Origin of the sequence: Caulobacter sp. X, assembly GCF_002742635.1 — a bacterium.
Classification (GTDB): domain Bacteria; phylum Pseudomonadota; class Alphaproteobacteria; order Caulobacterales; family Caulobacteraceae; genus Caulobacter.
Map to the genome: position 1 here is coordinate 487,699 of NZ_PEGF01000002.1, position 18,119 is coordinate 505,817.

Annotated in this window: 23 protein-coding genes; 14 read left to right on the forward strand and 9 right to left on the reverse strand. The window is 68.2% G+C overall.

Annotated elements, in window-relative coordinates; all coding sequences use genetic code 11:
- Positions 1 to 95: 95 nt before the first annotated feature.
- On the forward strand, positions 96 to 776 hold the full coding sequence (locus CSW60_RS14545) for a COQ9 family protein (RefSeq protein ID WP_099538058.1): 681 nt from the start codon (positions 96 to 98) through the stop codon (positions 774 to 776).
- Between the two features lie 12 nt (positions 777 to 788).
- On the opposite strand, the gene CSW60_RS14550 is transcribed toward CSW60_RS14545, so the two are convergent.
- Entirely contained in the window at positions 789 to 1,298 is a 510-nt protein-coding gene (locus CSW60_RS14550; RefSeq protein WP_066686592.1) for a DUF1465 family protein, read from the reverse strand.
- Positions 1,299 to 1,478: 180 nt separating this feature from the next.
- Complete coding sequence (locus CSW60_RS14555) at positions 1,479 to 1,685, reverse strand: DUF1192 domain-containing protein (protein WP_066686761.1); 207 nt, start codon at positions 1,683 to 1,685, stop codon at positions 1,479 to 1,481.
- Positions 1,686 to 1,759: 74 nt separating this feature from the next.
- Between CSW60_RS14555 and CSW60_RS14560 the strand changes: the two genes are divergently transcribed.
- The 3 genes from CSW60_RS14560 to CSW60_RS14570 all read left to right on the forward strand — a co-directional run bounded on the left by CSW60_RS14560 (position 1,760) and on the right by CSW60_RS14570 (position 4,319).
- The gene (locus CSW60_RS14560) at positions 1,760 to 2,734 is read left to right on the forward strand and encodes an NAD(P)H-quinone oxidoreductase (protein WP_099538059.1); all 975 of its coding nucleotides are present in this window, start codon (positions 1,760 to 1,762) and stop codon (positions 2,732 to 2,734) included.
- A gap of 32 nt (positions 2,735 to 2,766) precedes the next feature.
- The gene (locus CSW60_RS14565; RefSeq protein WP_099538060.1) at positions 2,767 to 3,492 is read left to right on the forward strand and encodes a DUF72 domain-containing protein; all 726 of its coding nucleotides are present in this window, start codon (positions 2,767 to 2,769) and stop codon (positions 3,490 to 3,492) included.
- Positions 3,493 to 3,605: 113 nt separating this feature from the next.
- Positions 3,606 to 4,319 carry a DUF1013 domain-containing protein gene (locus CSW60_RS14570; protein ID WP_099538061.1) on the forward strand — a complete coding sequence of 238 codons (714 nt, stop codon included), beginning with the start codon at positions 3,606 to 3,608 and terminating at the stop codon, positions 4,317 to 4,319.
- A 115-nt stretch (positions 4,320 to 4,434) separates the two neighbouring features.
- On the opposite strand, the gene CSW60_RS14575 is transcribed toward CSW60_RS14570, so the two are convergent.
- Complete coding sequence (locus tag CSW60_RS14575; RefSeq protein WP_066686601.1) at positions 4,435 to 4,608, reverse strand: YdcH family protein; 174 nt, start codon at positions 4,606 to 4,608, stop codon at positions 4,435 to 4,437.
- Positions 4,609 to 4,737: 129 nt separating this feature from the next.
- Between CSW60_RS14575 and CSW60_RS14580 the strand changes: the two genes are divergently transcribed.
- The 3 genes from CSW60_RS14580 to CSW60_RS14590 are packed head-to-tail and all read left to right on the forward strand — an operon-like array spanning position 4,738 to position 6,122.
- Complete coding sequence (locus CSW60_RS14580) at positions 4,738 to 5,367, forward strand: UbiX family flavin prenyltransferase (RefSeq protein WP_099538062.1); 630 nt, start codon at positions 4,738 to 4,740, stop codon at positions 5,365 to 5,367.
- A gap of 5 nt (positions 5,368 to 5,372) precedes the next feature.
- Positions 5,373 to 5,834 (forward strand): TIGR02444 family protein, encoded by a 462-nt coding sequence (locus CSW60_RS14585; protein ID WP_099538063.1) that lies wholly within the window; start codon positions 5,373 to 5,375, stop codon positions 5,832 to 5,834.
- 57 nt (positions 5,835 to 5,891) lie between these two features.
- A complete protein-coding gene (locus CSW60_RS14590; RefSeq protein ID WP_201723105.1) occupies positions 5,892 to 6,122 on the forward strand; it encodes a YdcH family protein in 231 nt (76 codons plus the stop codon).
- Here CSW60_RS14590 and CSW60_RS14595 read toward each other — a convergent pair whose 3' ends face one another.
- From CSW60_RS14595 to CSW60_RS14605, 3 genes are all read right to left on the reverse strand, one after another.
- Entirely contained in the window at positions 6,123 to 7,832 is a 1,710-nt protein-coding gene (locus CSW60_RS14595; RefSeq protein ID WP_236634290.1) for a M61 family peptidase, read from the reverse strand.
- A 67-nt stretch (positions 7,833 to 7,899) separates the two neighbouring features.
- Complete coding sequence (locus CSW60_RS14600) at positions 7,900 to 8,262, reverse strand: response regulator (protein WP_099538065.1); 363 nt, start codon at positions 8,260 to 8,262, stop codon at positions 7,900 to 7,902.
- A gap of 122 nt (positions 8,263 to 8,384) precedes the next feature.
- Positions 8,385 to 9,104 (reverse strand): GGDEF domain-containing protein, encoded by a 720-nt coding sequence (locus tag CSW60_RS14605; RefSeq protein ID WP_099538066.1) that lies wholly within the window; start codon positions 9,102 to 9,104, stop codon positions 8,385 to 8,387.
- A 191-nt stretch (positions 9,105 to 9,295) separates the two neighbouring features.
- Between CSW60_RS14605 and purE the strand changes: the two genes are divergently transcribed.
- Positions 9,296 to 9,787: a 5-(carboxyamino)imidazole ribonucleotide mutase gene (gene purE, locus CSW60_RS14610; RefSeq protein WP_099539138.1), complete on the forward strand. Its 492-nt coding sequence runs from the start codon at positions 9,296 to 9,298 to the stop codon at positions 9,785 to 9,787.
- Positions 9,788 to 9,796: 9 nt separating this feature from the next.
- Complete coding sequence (locus CSW60_RS14615) at positions 9,797 to 10,882, forward strand: 5-(carboxyamino)imidazole ribonucleotide synthase (protein WP_099538067.1); 1,086 nt, start codon at positions 9,797 to 9,799, stop codon at positions 10,880 to 10,882.
- On the opposite strand, the gene CSW60_RS14620 is transcribed toward CSW60_RS14615, so the two are convergent.
- On the reverse strand, positions 10,854 to 11,843 hold the full coding sequence (locus tag CSW60_RS14620) for an acyltransferase (protein WP_099538068.1): 990 nt from the start codon (positions 11,841 to 11,843) through the stop codon (positions 10,854 to 10,856). The two genes, CSW60_RS14615 and CSW60_RS14620, sit on opposite strands and share 29 nt — an antisense overlap.
- Positions 11,844 to 11,920: 77 nt before the next feature.
- Here CSW60_RS14620 and CSW60_RS14625 point away from each other — a divergent pair, with 77 nt between their 5' ends.
- Positions 11,921 to 12,484, forward strand: a complete 564-nt coding sequence (locus CSW60_RS14625; protein ID WP_099538069.1) for a GNAT family N-acetyltransferase — start codon at positions 11,921 to 11,923, stop codon at positions 12,482 to 12,484.
- Here CSW60_RS14625 and CSW60_RS14630 read toward each other — a convergent pair.
- Positions 12,451 to 12,690: a helix-turn-helix transcriptional regulator gene (locus CSW60_RS14630; RefSeq protein ID WP_099538070.1), complete on the reverse strand. Its 240-nt coding sequence runs from the start codon at positions 12,688 to 12,690 to the stop codon at positions 12,451 to 12,453. The genes CSW60_RS14625 and CSW60_RS14630 overlap by 34 nt on opposite strands.
- Complete coding sequence (locus CSW60_RS14635; protein ID WP_099538071.1) at positions 12,690 to 13,154, reverse strand: DUF2975 domain-containing protein; 465 nt, start codon at positions 13,152 to 13,154, stop codon at positions 12,690 to 12,692. The genes CSW60_RS14630 and CSW60_RS14635 overlap by 1 nt, the downstream gene beginning before the upstream one ends.
- 103 nt (positions 13,155 to 13,257) lie before the next feature.
- Here CSW60_RS14635 and CSW60_RS14640 point away from each other — a divergent pair, with 103 nt between their 5' ends.
- The 4 genes from CSW60_RS14640 to CSW60_RS14655 are packed head-to-tail and all read left to right on the forward strand — an operon-like array spanning position 13,258 to position 18,043.
- On the forward strand, positions 13,258 to 14,193 hold the full coding sequence (locus CSW60_RS14640; protein ID WP_099538072.1) for an ATP-binding cassette domain-containing protein: 936 nt from the start codon (positions 13,258 to 13,260) through the stop codon (positions 14,191 to 14,193).
- Positions 14,193 to 14,918 (forward strand): ABC transporter permease, encoded by a 726-nt coding sequence (locus CSW60_RS14645; protein WP_099538073.1) that lies wholly within the window; start codon positions 14,193 to 14,195, stop codon positions 14,916 to 14,918. Before CSW60_RS14640 ends, CSW60_RS14645 begins: the two co-directional genes overlap by 1 nt.
- A gap of 49 nt (positions 14,919 to 14,967) precedes the next feature.
- Positions 14,968 to 15,678 (forward strand): aspartate/glutamate racemase family protein, encoded by a 711-nt coding sequence (locus CSW60_RS14650; protein WP_099538074.1) that lies wholly within the window; start codon positions 14,968 to 14,970, stop codon positions 15,676 to 15,678.
- 37 nt (positions 15,679 to 15,715) lie between these two features.
- Positions 15,716 to 18,043, forward strand: coding sequence for a GH92 family glycosyl hydrolase (locus tag CSW60_RS14655; RefSeq protein ID WP_099538075.1), 2,328 nt, complete (start codon positions 15,716 to 15,718; stop codon positions 18,041 to 18,043).
- The last annotated feature ends 76 nt before the right edge of the window (positions 18,044 to 18,119 follow it).

Sequence of the window (18,119 nt, forward strand, 5' to 3'; positions counted from 1 at the left end):
GGGGTGCTCCCAGGCGATGAGGCGGGGCTGATAGCAGAGCGCGCGCGTCCTGTCCATGCGCGACGCGGCTTAAACCACGGTGTAGACTCGGATTCATGAGCGAAAATATCGACACATCCGGTCAAGCTTCGGGTCAGGCGGGCGCCAGCTGGGCCGACTCGACGGAGCAACGCGTCCTGGATGAGGCCCTGCGCCTGGCGCCGAGCGCCGGTTGGAACGCCGGACTCGTCAGTCGCGCCCTGAGCGCTGTGGGCCTTTCCGAGGCCGAGGGCCAGCTGCTGCTGCCTGAAGGGCCGCGCGACCTAGCCGCCCTGCTGTCGCGACGCCATGACGCGGCGGCGCTGCAACGCCTACGGGCCTTGGACCTGGCGACGTTGAAGATTCGACAGCGGATTCGCGAGGGCGTCATCGCCCGCCTCGAGGCGGCTCAGGAAAATGGCGACGTGCTGCGGCCTCTGGCCGTGTTCCTGGCCTTCCCGACGAATCTGCCCTTGGCCGCTCGGTTGACCTGGGAATCTGCCGACGCGATCTGGCGTTGGGCCGGCGATACGGCGACCGACGAGAACCACTATTCCAAGCGCGCGATCCTGTCGGGGATCCTGGTCTCGACCCTGGCGGTCGACATGGCCTCGGGCCGGACCTCGGCGCTGTCGCACCTGGACGCCCGCATCGACAATGTCATGGCCTTCGAGAAGTGGAAGGCGGGCCTGAAGCCGATGGATCTGGCCACCGAGATGGTCGAGGGCCTGGCGAAGATGCGGTACGGCGCGAAATAGGTCGCGGGGGCGTCAGCCCCCGAACGCGGCCGCCAGCCGGTCGAAGTGGGCCTGCACGGGGCGCGGCGCTTCCTCGCTGGGCGATTCCACGTACATGCGGCGGTCCAGGTGCCGGACGCGCTCGTACAGGCGCTCGGACCGGTGCAGCAGGTTGGTCAGGCCGAACGGCAGGTCCTCGATCGGGGAGGGATCGCCGATCATCTCCTCGGCCAGGCGATAGTTCTCGGCGCAGGCGGCTTCCGGCGGCATCTCGCCCTCGCGGACGGCGCGCTGGACCAGAAGCCACGAGGCCACCTGCATCAGGCGGGTGGTCAGGCGCATGCTTTCGCTGGCGTAGCTGAGCGCGGCGTTGCGCGAGAGGATCTTGCTGTCATGCCGGCCGGCGCCGTCGAGATAGGCGGCGGTCTCCTCGACCAGCTGCATGCCTTCCTCGAACGTGCGGTCAAACAGCTCCGATCGGGCGAAGTCCTGGATGACTCCGGCGCGCCAAGGCGTATCGGCCAACGCGTTGACTTCGGTCATAGCTACTCAATGCCCCTTCGAAAGGCCGCGAGGACGTCTCGCTGGATTAAGGGTGCTGCAACCCTCGTGCCAGAGCTCGATGTCCCGTTTCGCGACCCGCCCCCCGCCTTTAAGACCGTCCGAAAGCGGATTGGAATGCTTTAAGACGTCAGTAACCTCACCGAAACCTTAAAAGAACCGTTAGTCGAGGCGACCAAACAGCGCATTGGCCGCGTCGCGGCCGGCCTTTTTCTTGGCCAGCTGGGCCTTGGTGCGCTCGATTTCGGCCTGCAGGGCCTCGATCCGCTCTTCCAATTCCGCAACGCCGTAGATCTCCAGATCCTCATGCGTGGCTTCGCTTAGAGCGCGTCCGCTGAAGGCGCGCGGCTCCGCGGCATCCTCGAACATCGGCATTCTCCCTTTTCCAGCCGTCATCTGACGCCTACCTAGGCCGCAAGGCAAGTCACAGAGGGAAGCCGCCCATGGGCGAGACGATGACCGCGATCGCGATCGAAGGCGGCAAGGGACCCGCCGAGGCCCTGAAGGCCGTGAGCGCCGACCGTCCCGAACCGGGACCGGGCCAAATTCTGATCAAGGTCGCCGCCGCCGGCGTGAACCGTCCGGATCTTCTACAGCGCCTGGGCTTCTATCCGCCGCCGCCAGGCGCGCCGACGACCCTGGGACTGGAGGTCGCGGGCGAGGTGGTTGTGGGCGCTGGCCGCTGGAAAGCCGGCGACAAGGTCTGCGCCCTGCTGGGCGGCGGAGGCTATGCGCAATACGCCGTGGTCGACGCCCGCCACGCCCTGCCGATCCCCGGCGATCTGGACCTGATCCACGCCGCCGCCCTGCCCGAGACGGTGTTCACGGTCTTCGCCAATGTGTTCGAGCATGGCGGCCTGAAGGCGGGCGAGACCCTGTTGGTTCATGGTGGGACGTCCGGAATTGGGACGACCGCGATCGCCATGGCCAAGGCCGCCGGCGCCAAGGTCATCGCCACCGGCCGCGGCGCCGACAAGAAGGCCAAGGCGCTGGAACTCGGCGCCGACATCGCCGTCGACGCCAAGACCGAGGATTTCGCCGAGGTGGTCAAGGCCGCCGGCGGGGCGGACGTGATCCTCGACATGGTCGGCGCCAGCTATTTCGAGAAGAACCTCGACGCCCTGAACACCGGCGGCCGCATCGTCTACATCGCCAGCCTGGGCGGCTCGACGCTGGAGGTCCCGGTGATGAAGATCATGCAGAAGCGGGCGGTGATCACCGGCTCGACCCTGCGTCCCCGCTCGGCCGACGAGAAGGCGCGCCTCTCCGCCGAGGTCGAGCGCGTGGCCTGGCCCTGGGTGGCGGCCGGCAAGCTGAAGCCGATCGTCGACGCGACCTTCCCGCTGGCCGACGCCGCCAAGGCCCACGCGCACCTCGAGGCCGGCGAGCACGTGGGCAAGGTGGTGCTGGTGGTCTGAACCCTCGCGGAGCGCCGGGCGTTCTCTCTCGCATGAGCGAGACGCGCATCGGGTGCTCCGGCTGGGCCTACAAGGACTGGCGCGGGCCGTTCTATCCGGAGACGATCCGGCTGAAGGACCACTTCGCCTATTACGCGTCCCGTTTCGACACGACCGAGATCAACGGCAGCTTCTACCGGCTTCCCACGGAAGACGCCGTGCGGCGATGGGCGGACCAGGCGCCCGATGGCTTCGTCTTCGCCTGGAAGGTCTCGCGCTACATCACCCACAACAAGAAGCTGAAGGACTGCCAGGACAGCGTGGACCTGGTCTTCGGCCGGATGGCGCCGTTGGCCGAGCATCTGGGGCCCGCCCTGGTCCAGCTGCCCCCAATGCTGCATCGGGACGACGAGCGGCTGAAGCGGTTCCTGTCCTGGCTGCCCAAGGGACAGCGGGTCACCGTCGAGTTCCGGCGCGACAGTTGGTACGACGAGGGCGTCTATTCGATCCTGCGCGACCACGGCGTCGCGCTCTGCATCTCCGACCACCACGACGCCCCGTCGCCGTGGCTCGTCACCGCCGATTTCGCCTATGTGCGAGGGCATGGACCGGGCGGGCGCTACGTCGGCCGCTACCCGGAAAAGGACCTCCAGGCCTGGGCCACGTTCCTCGACGACCAACGCAGGGCCGGCCGCGACGTCTACAGCTACTTCGATAACGACATCAAAAGCGCCGCGCCCCAGGACGCCGATGTCCTCAAGGCCTTGGTCGCGCAATAGAATAGGGTGGTTAGGCGCTTGTCCCCCGTTCCCTTTTTCCGAGAACCGCATTATAGCGGTGACTACATCCCGCCCGGCCGAAAGGCCGGGCGCCGTCATTTCTGGAGGACCGCATGTCCGACATCCTGATGCCCAAGGCGACCGCCGTCTGGTTGGTGGACAACACCTCGCTCAGCTTCGAGCAGATCGCCGATTTCTGCGGCCTGCACCCGCTGGAAGTGCGCGGCATCGCCGACGGTGAAGTGGCGCGCGACATCCGCGGCGCCGACCCGATCGGCAACGGCCAGCTGACCCGCGAGGAGCTGGACCGCGCCCAGTCCAATCCGGACTACCGGATGAAGGCCCAGGTCAGCCGTCACGCCGAACTGCTGAAGCCGCAGAAGAAGGCGCCGCGCTACACGCCGGTGTCGCGTCGCCAGGACCGCCCGGACGCCATCGCCTGGTTCCTGCGCCACCACCCCGAAGTGACCGACGCCCAGATCTCCAAGATCCTCGGCACCACCAAGGCCACGATCGAGCAGGTCCGGGCCCGCACGCACTGGAACGCGGCCAACATCAAGCCGGTCGACCCGGTGACCCTGGGCCTGGTCGGCCAGCTGGAACTCGACGCCCTGGTCAAGAAGGCCGCCGAGAAGAAGGCCAAGGACGACCTGAAGAAGGGCATCCTGCCGGAAGACCCGACCCTGCGTCCCGCCTCGGAAGCCGGCCAGTTCGAGCCGGAAGTCGAGGAAGAGGAAGAAGACTTCCGCGCGCCCCGCGGCGACATCAAGGCCGAGGACGTGTTCGGCAAGTCGACGGCTTACGTCGATGAGGAAGACGAAGAGTAACGACCCAAGGAGGCCGATCATCCGGCGGGCGTCGGAACCATCGGCCGGCCTGAAAAAACAAAGGCCCCGCTCCTTGCCGGAGCGGGGCCTCTCGTTTTTCGGCTGCTCGTCGCAGCTAGTGCATTCGGGCCCTGAGGCCCTCGATCTCTTCCTTCAGCCTAAGCTTCTGACGCTTCAGCTCTCGAAGCAGCGTCGGATCATAACCGGGTCGGTTGGTCTCCTCCTGGATCTTGCGGTCGAGGTTCTCGTGACGGGACCCAAGCTCGCGGATACGGGATTCGATGGCCATGGCTCTCGGCTCCTTGCTGTTGGAGAGGAAAGTGAACACCCGCTGCGCGACGCTGTCAGATCACATATGATTGCAACAGGCGGCGCTTGACGGGGCCGTTTTTGCTCCCATGACGGACGAACATTCACCATGACCGACGTTTCGAAGACCGTTGATCGACAAAGGCTAGCGGTCGGGATCACGGGGGCTTCCGGCGTCGTCTACGGCCTGCGGACGCTGGACGCCTTGCGCGAGCTGGGCGTCGAGAGCCACCTCGTCCTGTCTAAATCCGCGGCGTTGACGCTCGCTCAAGAGGCAGGTCTCAGCGTCGCCGAGGTCAACGCCAAGGCCGATGTGGTCCACCGCGCCGCCGACGTCGGGGCGTCGATCGCCTCGGGCTCGTTCCGGACGCTGGGCATGATCATCGCGCCCTGCTCGGTGCGGACGATGAGCGAGATCGCCACGGGCGTAACGTCTTCGCTGCTGACCCGCGCCGCCGACGTGACCCTGAAAGAGCGCCGGACCCTGGTGCTGATGATCCGCGAGACGCCGCTGCACCTGGGCCATCTACGGACCATGACCAAGCTGGCCGAGATGGGCGCGGTGATCGCCCCGCCGCTGCCGGCCTTCTACGCCAAGCCCGCCTCGATCGCCGAGATGGTCGACCAGTCGGTGGGCCGGGTCCTGGACCTCTTCGACCTCTCCTGGCGACCGGTGAAGCGCTGGGGCGAGGACTTGCCGTCGATTGGGGAGACCATCACCAGCAAGGGTGAGGGTTAACGCCGATGCGCATCTGGGACTGGGCCTTGGAGGTCTATGCGCGACAACCTGTCGCGGCCGCGTGCCTGAACCTGCAGGACGGCCACGGTCAGAACGTGCCCTACCTGCTGTGGGCCGCCTGGGCGGCGGGCGAGGGGCGCTCGGCCGACCTCAAGGAAGCGGCCCGGTTGATGCGCGACTGGGACGCCGAGATCGGCGCGCCGCTGCGGGGCGTGCGCCGGGCCCTGAAGCCGCCGCGTCCTCCGGTCGACGACGCCGCCAAGGAGGCCCTGCGCGACGCGGTCAAGGCCGTGGAGCTTCAGGGCGAGCGGGTGCTGCTGGAAAGCCTGGAAGCCTTGAGCGGTCCCGCGGGCGCGCCGGCCTCGGTGATCGAGGGCCTCGTGGCCGCCGCCGAGGCCTCCGGCGACCCGCCGCGCCGGGCCGCGCTCGAACAGCTCGCCAAGGCTCTTGAAAATCAAACGTCTTAGGCGGCCTTTACCGGTCGTCAGGCTTTCCCATCTATCTAGTCAGCGGGCCCATCTGAGATCATGTCCATGAACGACGACGATCCGTCGGACGACTCCGACATCGCGATCGAACGCCGCCTCGCCGACCTGCGCGAGGAGCACAAGGATCTCGACGACGCCATCCAGGCCCTGGAAGAGCGCTACCAGCCCGACATGCTGCAGATCGCCCGCTTGAAGCGGAAGAAGCTGGCCCTGAAGGACGAGATCATCCGTCTGGAAGACCTGCTGATGCCGGACATCATCGCCTAGCTAGCCGGCGACAGCCTTCGCGCAGGCGGCGCGGGCTTCGGGCGTCAGGGCGGCGGGGACCATGACCCTCTGGACAGTCACCGTTCCCTTGCCGGCGGGCATGTAGCGGATGACGCGGGTTGGCCCTCCGTCTCGCACCGCGTAGCCGGCTTCTATCGAGCCGTCGCCGTCCACGCCCCGGTCGCGACCCATATATTTCATGCCGTCACGTAGCCCGGCGGCATAGGCGGGGCCATCAGGGATGACTCCGCTGACAATCCGGGTCCTGCGCGTCTCGTCGAGGTCGAAGCCAGGGTCGAAGCTCGCGCGCGTTCGAGTTTCCACCGAAAGGCAGCCGCCGAACACGCCGGGCGAAAGGACGATGGGCTCGCCCTCGGTGATGTACCGCTTGATCTGAGGCGCGACGTCGACGCCGGTCCTGGCCTTGACGACCCTTGGGAACAGCGTCGCGGCCGTATGACCCCAGGCGGCCGGGTCGCGTCCCTTGGCGTCGTCGCGCATGGCCCGCATGATCGCATCAAGCCCGCCCCTGTCCTTGAACTGGGCGTCCATCAGGGCGGCGAACAGGGCGCCACGCTGATAGGGCAGCTTGTGCACGAACTTGTCGCCCCAGAAGCGCTTGGCGATCTCGGCGTTGGGCGTCGAGCGGGCCGGTGACGTCCCGTAGGCCTCCAGCGCCGCGTTCCAGTCGGCGGCGAAAGCCTCGAGGCTGATCAGCCCCGACCGCAGGGCCAGTCGACGAGCGTAGTAGTCGGTGAACCCTTCGCTGAACCAGTAACCCGCTGGCTCGTCCGGACCATCCGCCAGCCCGCCGACCTGGCTTGAGTTCCAGGTGTGGAAGTACTCGTGCGTGAGGAAAATCCGGTAGTCCTCAAGCGGCTGCTCGCGCGTCGAGATCACGGCGAAGGCGTCGCCCAGGCCCGAGCCGCGCATCGAGCGCCAGCCCTTGGGCGCGTCCTGGGCCATCAGGGTGACCAGGAATGGCTCGCCCTTGTCGCCCCAGAAGCCGCGGACAGCGCGGATGATGCGGGCGGTCATGTCGACAAAGTCGTCGTCCGTAAAGCCGAAGCTCCCCCGGACGGCCAGGCGGGCCGGCGCGCCGACGGCGTCGCGGGTCAGGATCCGCAAATCCTTGCTGGCGATCATCACGCTGTCGCCAAGGTCGTCCATCTTGCCGGGGGTCTTCTCGAGGCGCTCCAGATCGGACGCCAGCGTCAGGCCCGAGGTGCCGGGCGCCCAGACGAAGCGGACCCGGTCGCGGTCGCGATCCTTGGGGCGAACGAAGACGGTATGCCCCACGACATAGAAGCCGTCGGGCCCAATGATCGGCTGGGCGTATGTGATGCTATCGACCGGCGGCGGGCCCTCATAGGCGCTGACGACGCGATAGCGCACGGTGAGCGGCGCGCGGGCCTTGGACCGAACGATCCAGGTCCTCTCGTCCGGCGTCGAGAGTCGGCCGCCGATGACGACGGGGTCCTTGATGAACCGCCACAATCGTTCTCCGCCGCCCCAGTCGTCCGGAAGATCCAGGCGCGTTTCGCCATCGGCGTCGGCGGTCAGGCTGACGGTCATCGCCAGGGCGCTGACCTTGCCATCCTCGATCACGGGCGCGACGCGATAGACATTGACCGAAGGTTTGGGCGTCGCGGCCAGCGCAGGCGCGGCGAACAGGGCGGCCAGCGCCGCCGCGAGAGATCTGCGGATCAAGGAAAGTCCCCCGGAACTTGGCCGCACCCTAGGTTGGGCGGGCGGTCCGGGTCAGCTTAAACTTCTGTCAGGCTAAGCCGCGCGCGGCCTCCAGCGCGCGGACCGTATCCAGCAATCGCCCTGGCGTGATCGGCTTCTCCAGCCGCGCGTCGGCGTGCTGGTCGGCGCGCAGCAGGCGGGTGTCGACGCCCGAGGCCATCAAGGTCGCGGCGTGCGGGCAGGCGCGGCGGACGGCGCTGATCAGGTCGCCGCCGCTCATGCGCGGCATCGAATGGTCGGTGATCACCAGGTCGGGGGAAAAACTGTCCAGCGCCTCGAAGGCTTCCTGGCCGTCATGGCACAGCAAGACCTCGAAGCCGGCCTCGGTCAGGGTGATCTCGTAGATCATCGACAGGACGGGATCGTCCTCGGCGATCAGAATTTTCTGCATCCGTCCCGCGCCGCCATGCTTAACAGACCCTGAAGAGCATAGTCTGCGAATGACTCTCGGTCGCCGCGCGATAAGGTCGCACGATCTTCGGTTGTCCGAGCCCGACGCGGCCTGAAAAGGATCTAGGCGACGGCCGCTTTTCGCTTGCGCAGGAACATGGCCGCGTCGGCCTCGGCCAGGGCGACCTCGGGATCGGCGCCGGGCTCGATCTCGCGCACGCCGTACGAGATGTGCAGCGGCGCAGACCACTCTCCGAACTCGACCGGCGCGCCCATGACCGCATCGGCCAGGGCGCGGGCCTTGGTCAGGGCGGTCTCTCGATCGGCCTGGGCCAGCAGCACGGCGAACTCGTCGCCGCCCATGCGCCCGACGATGTCGCTTTCGCGGACATTGTTCAGCAGGCGCTTGGCGACAGCCTTCAGGGCCTGGTCGCCGGCGGCGTGGCCGAAGCGGTCGTTGACCCACTTGAAGCCATCGAGGTCGAAGAACACCACGCTGGCCGGCGAGCCGTAGCGCTGGGCGAAGGCGGCGACGCGCTTCATCTCGCGCAGGAAGGCGCGGCGGTTCAGCACCGGGGTCAGGGCGTCCATGTCCGCCAGGTTCTGGGCCTCGTTCAGCCGCAGCTTCAGGGCCGAGACCTCGTTCCGCAGGTCCTCGATCTCGGTCATCAGGGTCTGGAGGGCCTCGATCACCTTGGGTGTCAGGTCCGTCTCGCCGAGACCCAGGAAGGCGGCGCTGTCGGGCGCGGACACCTCGCGGACCGCGACCTGGGCGCCCGCTCGCGCCAAGGCGCGCTTGCGGATGGCGGCGAAGGGTTCGGTCCGGGCGCCGGTAATCTTCATGACCCTACGCGAATCGAAATGGCACAGCTTGAATATGGTTAACGGCAACCGCGTCAGGCGCAATCGCGGCGTACCCAGGGCGTGGTCGTAGGACGCCGCGCGCTCGTGTTTCAGGCGTTTGGTGACGTTTTGGGCTTGCGCGGAGGGGGCCGCCCGCATACGGGGCGGCTTTCATCAACGGGATGACGCCGATGTCTTCGACCACCCCGCCTGTCGCCATCATCATGGGCAGCCGTTCGGACTGGCCAACCATGAAGGGCGCCGCCGATGCGCTGGACAGCCTGGGCGTGGCCTGGGAGGCGAAGGTGGTCTCGGCCCACCGCACCCCGCAGCGTCTGTTCGACTTCGCCACGGGCGCGGAAAAGGCCGGCTACAAGGTGATCATCGCCGGCGCCGGCGGCGCGGCGCACCTGCCGGGCATGGCCGCCTCGATGACCAACCTGCCGGTGCTGGGCGTGCCGGTGCAGTCCAAGGCGCTGTCGGGTCTCGATTCCCTGCTCTCGATCGTCCAGATGCCGGGCGGCGTTCCCGTCGCCACCCTGGCGATCGGCGAGGCCGGGGCCAAGAACGCCGGCCTCTTGGCCGCCCAGATCCTGGCCCTGTCGGACGCGAATCTCGCCCAGCGTCTGGCGGCCTTCCGCGCGGCCCAGACCGACAGCGTCGCCGAAAGCGTCGAGGACTAAGAGATCAAGATGGCTGAGTTCCCCCTGGCCCCCGGCTCGACCATCGGCATCCTGGGCGGCGGACAGCTGGGCCGCATGCTGGCCCTGGCCGCCGCGCGTCTCGGCTTCGACGTGGTGATCCAGGATCCGGAAGAGGCCTCGCCCGCCGGCCGCGTCGCCGCCCGCCAGATCGTCGCCGCCTATGACGACCGCTGGGCCCTCAAGCGCCTGGCCGAGGCCTGCGACGTCGTCACCTACGAGTTCGAGAACGTCCCCGCCGACACGGTGGCCGAGCTGGCCGCCCTGGGCGCGGTGGTCTCGCCCGGCGCCAAGGCCCTGGCCGCCGCCCAGGACCGCGTCGCCGAGAAGAGCTTCCTGGCCGAGATCGGCGTGCCCACCGTGGCTTTCGCCGCCGTCCACGACAGCGAGAGCTTGGCGCAGGCCGTGGCCCGCATCGGCGCGCCGTCTCTGCTGAAGACCCGTCGCGAAGGCTATGACGGCAAGGGCCAGGCCTGGATCCAGCGCGCTGGCGAGGCCGAGGAAGCCTATGACCGCATCGGCCGTCAGGCCGCGATCCTCGAGGCCCCGGCCGACTTCGGCCGTGAGCTGTCGGTGATCGCCGCGCGCGGTCGCGACGGCGAGATCGCCTGCTATCCGGTCAGCGAGAACCACCACGAGGGCGGGGTCCTGCGCCGCACCGTCGCCCCGGCCAAGATCACGCCGGCGACCCGCGACCAGGCCGAGGCCATCGCCGCCAAGATCCTCACCGCGCTGGACTATGTCGGCGTGATCGGGGTCGAGCTGTTCGAGCTGGCTGGCGGCAAGCTGCTGGTCAACGAGTTCGCCCCGCGCGTCCACAACACCGGCCACTGGACCCAGGACGGCTGCGAGGTCGACCAGTTCGAGCAGCACATCCGCGCCGTCGCCGGCTGGCCGCTGGGTCCCACCCAGCCGCACCATCACGTCGAGATGACCAACCTGCTGGGCGCCGACGTCGACGCCTGGAAGAAGCTGGCCGCCGAGCCGGAGACCCGCGTCCACCTCTACGGCAAGGGCGAGGCCCGCCCCGGCCGCAAGATGGGCCACGTCAATCGCTTAAGGCCGCTGCGGGACTGAGGACAGTCCGCGGCGTCGGGGGCGTGAGCCGCGTCTTCAGTCGCAACGCCGGCTTTTCGACCAGCAACCAGGACAGGGCCGCGCAGGGCAAGGCGAGCGCTAGCGAGCTTAGCAGGTTCAGCGCGCCGCGCTCGGCCAGCATCTGCTGCAGCGGAAAGCTGTAGATGTAGAGCCCGTACGACAGGTCGACCGGGGGCCTGGGCAGGGGCAAGGCGCCCAGCCGGACGACCAGGGCGGGCAGGGCCAGGAACCAGAGTGGCGTGAGCAGGAGCGGGATCGTCACGATCGCAAGCCAGACCGGCGGCGCCGCGCGGCTTGTCCAGAACCCGGCGCCCGCCAGGAACAGGAAACCGTTCAGACTGGCCAGATAGACGATGCGGAAGAAGTCGCCCCGCGCGTCGAGGCCGGCGACGTGCAAGCCGATCGTCACGCCCGCCGCGATGATCGCGAGCGACGCCAGGGGCCTGGTCGTCGCCTGGCGCGCCGCGCCGAGGGCGGCGAGGGCGAGATAGGCGGTGAACTCCAGCCGCAGCGTCCACAGCGAGCCGTTGACGACGCCGGCCATCGGCGCGGCCAGGAACACGCCCGGCAGGTCGTAGGTGACGGCATAGAGGCTGAGGTTCCTCAGCACGTAGCCGTAGGGGGCCTGATCTCGGAGATAGTCGCCAAGGCCCACCGTGCTGACCAGCGGACCCAGGACGAAGGCGGTGAACAGCAGCGCGATCGCCAGGCCGGGAAAGATCCGCAGCGCGCGTTTGGCGACGAAGACGCCGAGGCTGGGCGCCCGCGCGAGGCTGCCGGCGACCAGATAGCCGCTGATCACGAAGAAGATCCCCACGCCCAGCGCGCCCAAGTCAGCGCCGCCGCCGAGCATGAGGGGCGGTCGCCCGTCCAGCACCCGCGCGTGGTGGGCGATCACCAGGATCGCCGCGGCCAGCCGCAAATAGTCGTAGCCCCCCATGGCCCCCTCATGATCCAGTCCCCGACTGAATTTAGAGCCCGGATCGCCTGGCCCGGCAAGAACGAGGGGAGATTTGCGTGGCGGTGATCCTTGAAACGGACCGGCTGATCCTGCGCCTGCCCCAGCAAGCGGACTTCGACGCGGGCTGGGCCGAGTTTCACACCGATCCTGAATGCATGCGCTATCTGGGCGGCGCGATGGCGCGAAGCGTTGCTTGGCGGGCTCTAGCCCAGGTGGTCGGAATGTGGTCGCTGCTGGGCTTTGGCCAGTTCTCGGCGATCGAGAAGGCCACCGGCCGCTGGGTCGGCCGCGTCGGACCCTGGCGCCCCGAAGGCTGGCCGGCGCCCGAGGTGGGGTGGCTGTTCCATCGCGACGCCTGGGGCAAGGGCTACGCGACCGAGGCGGCGAGGGCTTGCCTGGGACATGTCTTCGAAACCCTGGGCTGGGACTTCGTCGGCCACATGATCCATCCGGACAACCTGCCGTCCCAAGCGGTGGCCCAGCGGCTGGGGGCGCGTCTGGTCGAGTTGGTCACTCTGCCGCCGCCGATGGACGCGGCCGGGCCGACCCAGATGTGGGGCCAGACGGCGGAGGATTGGCGAGCGGCTCAGTCGCCCTCGTCCGCCGCGTCCAGGTCCTGAGCGTCGAAGGCGTAGTCCAGCAGATCGCCCGGCTTGCAGTCCAAGGCCGCGCATAGGCGCGCCAAGGTGCGGAAGCGGATACCCTTCACCTTCCCAGAGCGGAACAGCGACAGCTGGGTCTCGCTGAGGCCGACCTCGGCCGCCAGGTCGCGGGCCTTGATGCCCTTGGCGACGATCAGGGCGTCCAGAGTGACGCGGACGGGCATCAAATCATCTCGTCGAGTTCGGCCTGGGCCGCCAGGGCCTGGTCCATGACGCGGCCGAGCAGGAAAAGCGCGCCGCCGATCATGCCCAGCGTCATGCCGGCCACGTCGAAGTGCAGATAGCCGCCCTTGGCCTGGCCGGCCAGCCTCATCAGGTTGGTGACGACGAAGACGCTGATCACGCCGCCGATCGCCAGCGAGATTCCGACCTTGCGCATCGCTCCGGGCAGCGCGGCTTGAAGCGGCCGACCTTTCGACACCTCGCCCAGCGCCTGGCCGATCGACCAGACCCCGAACAGGTAACAGACGGCCGGAAGGTTCGAGATGAGCAGTTCCAACTTGAAGCCGCGCGGAATGATCGCCAGCGCCAGGCCAAGGATCGCGCCCACGCTGACCACCATGAACACGGCCAGCCAGCGAAACTGGCCGCACCGGCGGCGAAAACGGTCGATGTCGGGCTGGCCCACGGTCCTTCTCCAAGCGTGAGTTTGTGTCGTGTCTTTAATCTTGACTTAAAGATCGACCGCTCGCAACTTTATATCTAACTTAAAGATCGAGGGGCGCTGAAGCATGATCGCCGCGATAGAGACCGAAGGCCTTTCCCGACGCTTTGGCGACCGCCTGGCTGTCGACGGGGTGTCCATGACCGTGCCCGAACAGGCGGTGTACGGCTTCCTGGGTCGCAACGGCGCGGGCAAGACCACGACGCTGAAGATGGTGCTGGGCTTGCTGCGGCCCTCCGCTGGACGCGTGCGTGTTCTTGGTCTGGATGTCGCTCGCCAGCGGATGGCGGCGGTGCGTCGAATCGGGGCGCTGCTGGAGGCGCACGGCTTCTACGGCAACCTGACCGGGCGCGAGAATCTGGCCCTGACGGCGACCCTGCTGGGCCTTAGCGCGACCGAGGTCGAGCGGGTGCTGGAGGTGGTCGAGATGCGTTCCGACGCGGGCCGCAAGGTCGGCGGCTACTCCCTGGGCATGCGCCAGCGGCTGGGACTGGCCCGCGCCATGCTGGGCGCGCCGCCCGTGCTGCTGTTGGACGAGCCGACAAATGGTCTGGATCCGGACGGCATCGCCGACATGCGCCGCTTCCTGAAGAGCCTGCCGGAGCGCGCCGGCGCCACGGTGCTGCTGTCCAGCCACCTGCTGGGCGAGATCGAGCAGACCGCCACCCACGTGGGCGTCGTGGACGCGGGCCGCCTGGTGCTGGAGGGCGAGCTGGCGCGGCTGAAGGCCGAGCTGGCGCCCGAACTGATCCTGCGGACCGGCGACGATATGCGGGCCGTGAGTCTGCTGCTGGCGCACGGCCGCTCGCCCGTTGCCGCCGAGACGGGCCTGACCGTGGCGCTGAGGGCCGGAGAGGACGCCGACCAGGCCGCCGCCGCCATCACCCGCCTGCTGGTCGAGAACGGCGCGTCTGTCTTCGCCATCGGCCCGCGCGAACAGTCCTTGGAGGACATCTATCGCCGCGTCGCTGGTTCCCGTCCGTCCCTAGCCGAGGCCGCCTGATGCTCGCCGTCCTGTCCGTCGAACTTCGCAAATTGAACCGATCCCTGGCCGCCGTGCTGGTCCTGGCCGCGCCGTGTCTGATCGGCTTCTTCACGTTCTTCGCCCTGCTGCGGAACAAGCACCCGTCGCCGTGGGAGACCTTGCTCCAGACATCAACGGGCATCTGGGCCTTTTTCATGCTGCCGATGAGCGTCACCGCCCTGACGGCCTTGGTCGCTCAGATGGAGCACACCCCGCGCGCCTGGGATCATCTGCGCGCCTTGCCGGTGGCGCGCTGGAAGCTCTACGCGGCCAAGGCGATCTGCGTTGTGGCCCTGGTCGTGGTCATGACCTTGCTGAACCAGGTGATCACCTGGGGCGCGATCTCCGCCGCGTCGGCGCTGAAGCCCGCCGTGGCGCCGGCCGGACCGCTTGATGTCGCCAAGGCGATGGCGCTGAACGCCAAGGTCGTGGCCGCCGCCCTGCTAATGATCGCCATCCAGATATGGACGGCGCTGCGGTTCGCCAGCTTCGCGCCAGCCCTGGCCTTAGGGATCGGCGGGACCTTCTTTTCCGTGGTGGCGACCAGCGCCAAGCAGGGGGTGTTCTTCCCTTGGCAGATGCCGGTCAACATGCTGGCGAGCCAGCCTTGGCGCGTCGAGACCGCCTTGGCGCTGGGCGGAGGACTGGGCTTGCTAGCCCTGGTCGTCGCCATCGCCCACTTGGCGCGGCGGGAGGTTCTTTAACGCGCCACCGCCTGCTAGAGGGCGTCGCGTCCACAACGCGGAGCACGCCATGACCGAACAGGCGCTCATCGGATTGATCGGCGGCATGAGCTGGGAGAGCTCGGCCCAGTACTACCGGCTGATCAACGAGGCCGTGCGCGAGCGGCTGGGCGGCGTGGCTTCGGCGCGGACCTTGATGTGGTCGTTCGACTTCGCCGAGATCGAGCGCCTGCAGCACGCCGGCCAATGGCCCGAGCTGTCGCGGCGGCTGGCCGACGCGGCCCGGGCGCTGGAGGCCGGCGGCGCCGACTTCCTGGTGCTCTGCACCAACACGATGCACCGCGAGGCCGAAACCATCGAGGCCGCGGTCCGTATCCCGCTGCTGCACATCGCCGATCCGACGGGCGAGGCGATCAAGGCGGCGGGCCTTGCCACCGTCGGCCTGCTCGGCACGGCCTTCACGATGGAGCACGGCTTCTATCGCGAGCGGCTGGAGAAGAACCACGGCCTGACCGTGCTGACGCCAGACGCCGAGGACCGCGCCGTCGTCCACCGCATCATCTACGAGGAGCTGGTCGCCGGCCGGGTGATGGACGCCTCGCGCGAGGCCTATCGGGCGGCGATCGCGCGTCTGGTCGAGCGCGGCGCGCAGGCGATCATCCTGGGCTGCACCGAGATCATGCTGCTGATCGGCCAGGACGACAGCCCGGTCCCCGTGTTCGACACCACCACCTTGCACGCCATGGCGGCGGTGGAGCGGGCCTTGAAAGGCGCCGCCTAGCCGATAGGGTGCCTCCGCCCCGTGCCGGAGTTCTCCAATGCGCCTGCTTCCCGTTCTGACCGCGAGCCTCACCCTCCTGGCGGCGGCGGCGCAGGCCCAAACCTCCGCCTACGACGCCGTCGATCCCTTTATCGGCACGGGCGGCGACGGTCACACCTTCCCCGGCGCTGTGGCTCCGTTCGGCATGGTGCAGCTGAGCCCGGACACCGACATCCTGCCGTTCAAGCAGAGCTATGCCCGGGCGGCCGGCTATCGCTTCGGCGATCCGACGATCCTGGGCTTCTCGCACACTCATTTCTCGGGCGCCGGCCACTCCGACCTGGGCGACATCCTGCTGACCCCGGTGGTCGGCGAGGCCAAGCTGGAGCCGGGCGACGCGGACAAGCCGGGAAGCGGTTACCGCTCGCGCTACAGCCACGACAGCGAGGTCGCCCAGCCGGGCTACTATGCGGTGACCTTGAGCGACAGCCAGGTGCGCGCCGAACTCACGGCCGGCCTGCGCACGGGTCTGCACCGCTACGCCTTTCCCAAGGGCCAGCGCGCCCAGGTGCTGATCGATCTGAGGAGCTCGATCTACAACTATCCGGGCAAGGTGCTGTGGTCGCGGCTGCGCGTCGCGCCGGACGGGACGGTCACCGGCTATCGCGAGACGCGCGGCTGGGCGCCGGGGCGCAAGCTGTTCTTCGCCATCCGCTTCGACAAGCCGCTGGTCGGCCAGGCCTTCCACAACCGCGAGACGGACGTGCCCTACAAGGGCTTCGCCCAGCCGGGACGGACGCCCAACGACCGCGCTCAGATCCAGGGCCGGGCCTTGGTCGGCGTCTTCGACTTTGGCCAGATCGATGGCCCGCTGACGGTGAAGGTGGCGCTGTCGTCGGTCAGCGAGGACGGGGCGATCGCCAATCTCGCCAGCGACGAGCCAGGCTTCGATTTCGACGCCCAGCGCGCCCGCGCCAAGGCGGCCTGGGAGAAGGCCCTGGGAGCGGTCGACATCGCGGCGCCCGCGCCGATGCGCAAGACGCTCTACACGGCGCTCTATCACACGCTCTTGGCCCCCAGCGTCTTCGCCGACGCCGACGGCCGCTATCGCGGCCCCGACGACCAGGTGCACGATGGGACCTTGGACGGCCGGCCGTTCACCTTCCACTCGACTTTCTCGCTGTGGGACACCTTCCGGGCCGAGCATCCGCTGCTGACCCTGGTGCAGCCGGCGGACTACACCAACGACGTCGTCAATTCGCTGATCGCCTCGCAGCGTCAGAGCCCCTACCAGATCCTGCCGGTCTGGCAGTTCCACGGCCAGGAGACGTGGACGATGATCGGCTATCACGCCGTTCCGGTCATCGCCGACGCCTGGATGAAGGGCATCCGCGGCTATGACGGCAAGGCCGCCCTCGACGCCATGGTCAAGAGCGCGACCTACGCGCCGTACGGGGGCTTGGGCGACTACATGACGCTGGGCTACGTCCCGATCGATAAGGAGCCCGAGGCGGCCTCCAAGACGGTCGAATACGCCTATGACGACTGGACCATCGCCCGCATGGCCCGCGACCTGGGCCAGGCCGAGGTTGCCACGACGTTCGAGAAGCGCGCCGCTTACTGGCGCAACAGCTTCGACGCCAAGACCGGCTTCTTGCGGGCGCGTAAGAGCGACGGGACCTATCGCGAGCCCTTCAACCCGACCGCCATCAACTACGGCTCGGACTACACCGAGGGCAACGCCTGGCAGTACTCTTGGTTCGCGCCGCAGGACCTGGGCGGGGTGGTCAAGACGCTGGGCGGCGACGCGGCGACGGCGAAGAAGCTGGACGCCATGTTCGACTTCGACAATTCGAAGGTCGACTACTCGCACGCCGAGGACATCGCCGGCCTGATCGGCCAGTACATCCACGGCAACGAGCCCAGCCACCACGTGGCCTACTTGTACGACTACGCCGGCGCGCCCTGGCGGACCCAGGCGCGGCTGACGCAGATCGTGAAAAGCCAGTACAAGCCGACGCCGGACGGCCTGTCGGGCAATGACGACCTGGGCCAGATGTCGGCCTGGCTGATGTTTACGTCGCTGGGCTTCTATCCCGTGACCCCGGCCTCGAACGAGTACGCGATCGGCCGGCCGTTCGTGGAGCGGGCGAGCCTGAACCTGCCGAACGGCAAACGCTTCGCCGTGCGGACGGTGGGACTGTCCGACGCCGCGCCCTACGTCGCCAAGGTCACCCTGAACGGCCAGCCGCTGACCCGCGCGTTCCTGAGGCACGAGGAGATCATCGCTGGCGGCGAGCTGGTCTTCACGATGAGCGCGACGCCGAACAAGACCTGGGCGACCCGGCCGCAGGATCGGCCGACCTCGATGACGGGGTATCGGTAGGCAAATCCCTCTCCCCTTGCGGGAGAGGGTGGCCCGCGAAGCGGGGCGGGTGAGGGGTCTTGCTCCGCTGTCCGGA

What these genes read in the sequence shown, in the direction of transcription:
- CSW60_RS14545 (WP_099538058.1), top strand. Translation starts at nt 96, where the DNA reads ATGAGCGAAAATATCGACACATCCGGTCAAGCTTCGGGTCAGGCGGGC.
- CSW60_RS14550 (WP_066686592.1), bottom strand. Translation starts at nt 1,298, where the DNA reads ATGACCGAAGTCAACGCGTTGGCCGATACGCCTTGGCGCGCCGGAGTC.
- CSW60_RS14555 (WP_066686761.1), bottom strand. Translation starts at nt 1,685, where the DNA reads ATGTTCGAGGATGCCGCGGAGCCGCGCGCCTTCAGCGGACGCGCTCTA.
- CSW60_RS14560 (WP_099538059.1), top strand. Translation starts at nt 1,760, where the DNA reads ATGGGCGAGACGATGACCGCGATCGCGATCGAAGGCGGCAAGGGACCC.
- CSW60_RS14565 (WP_099538060.1), top strand. Translation starts at nt 2,767, where the DNA reads ATGAGCGAGACGCGCATCGGGTGCTCCGGCTGGGCCTACAAGGACTGG.
- CSW60_RS14570 (WP_099538061.1), top strand. Translation starts at nt 3,606, where the DNA reads ATGTCCGACATCCTGATGCCCAAGGCGACCGCCGTCTGGTTGGTGGAC.
- CSW60_RS14575 (WP_066686601.1), bottom strand. Translation starts at nt 4,608, where the DNA reads ATGGCCATCGAATCCCGTATCCGCGAGCTTGGGTCCCGTCACGAGAAC.
- CSW60_RS14580 (WP_099538062.1), top strand. Translation starts at nt 4,738, where the DNA reads ATGACCGACGTTTCGAAGACCGTTGATCGACAAAGGCTAGCGGTCGGG.
- CSW60_RS14585 (WP_099538063.1), top strand. Translation starts at nt 5,373, where the DNA reads ATGCGCATCTGGGACTGGGCCTTGGAGGTCTATGCGCGACAACCTGTC.
- CSW60_RS14600 (WP_099538065.1), bottom strand. Translation starts at nt 8,262, where the DNA reads ATGCAGAAAATTCTGATCGCCGAGGACGATCCCGTCCTGTCGATGATC.
- CSW60_RS14605 (WP_099538066.1), bottom strand. Translation starts at nt 9,104, where the DNA reads ATGAAGATTACCGGCGCCCGGACCGAACCCTTCGCCGCCATCCGCAAG.
- purE (WP_099539138.1), top strand. Translation starts at nt 9,296, where the DNA reads ATGTCTTCGACCACCCCGCCTGTCGCCATCATCATGGGCAGCCGTTCG.
- CSW60_RS14615 (WP_099538067.1), top strand. Translation starts at nt 9,797, where the DNA reads ATGGCTGAGTTCCCCCTGGCCCCCGGCTCGACCATCGGCATCCTGGGC.
- CSW60_RS14620 (WP_099538068.1), bottom strand. Translation starts at nt 11,843, where the DNA reads ATGGGGGGCTACGACTATTTGCGGCTGGCCGCGGCGATCCTGGTGATC.
- CSW60_RS14630 (WP_099538070.1), bottom strand. Translation starts at nt 12,690, where the DNA reads ATGCCCGTCCGCGTCACTCTGGACGCCCTGATCGTCGCCAAGGGCATC.
- CSW60_RS14640 (WP_099538072.1), top strand. Translation starts at nt 13,258, where the DNA reads ATGATCGCCGCGATAGAGACCGAAGGCCTTTCCCGACGCTTTGGCGAC.
- CSW60_RS14645 (WP_099538073.1), top strand. Translation starts at nt 14,193, where the DNA reads ATGCTCGCCGTCCTGTCCGTCGAACTTCGCAAATTGAACCGATCCCTG.
- CSW60_RS14650 (WP_099538074.1), top strand. Translation starts at nt 14,968, where the DNA reads ATGACCGAACAGGCGCTCATCGGATTGATCGGCGGCATGAGCTGGGAG.
- CSW60_RS14655 (WP_099538075.1), top strand. Translation starts at nt 15,716, where the DNA reads ATGCGCCTGCTTCCCGTTCTGACCGCGAGCCTCACCCTCCTGGCGGCG.